1 pseudogene is annotated in these 228 nt (G+C 56.6%); it reads right to left on the bottom strand.

The features are described from left to right. Positions 1 to 228 (bottom strand): annotated as a pseudogene (locus R0J92_RS27640) (N-acetylglucosaminyltransferase); the annotation flags it as partial.

The raw sequence follows: 228 nt of genomic DNA, 5'->3' as shown, positions 1-228 counted from the left end.
GGCCGACCAAGGCGGGAAAGGTGTCATCGACATAGCCCACGTCAAACAGCAGCGCGGGAATGGGAAAGACGAACATCAACGCCATGGACCCGGCAAGAAGTGGATAGCAGAGCTGACAGACCACGAACTGAATTCGATGCCGCACAGACAGGCGCATGACTGAGGACGGCGAGTACTGCAGGAAGATGGTCAGCAGGCTGCGTGACCACTGAAACTCCTGAACAATCA

The sequence above is a fragment of the Tritonibacter sp. SIMBA_163 genome, from assembly GCF_046535935.1.
In the GTDB taxonomy this organism is placed as follows: domain Bacteria; phylum Pseudomonadota; class Alphaproteobacteria; order Rhodobacterales; family Rhodobacteraceae; genus Epibacterium; species Epibacterium scottomollicae.
This window is presented reverse-complemented; position numbering and strand designations above follow the sequence as displayed.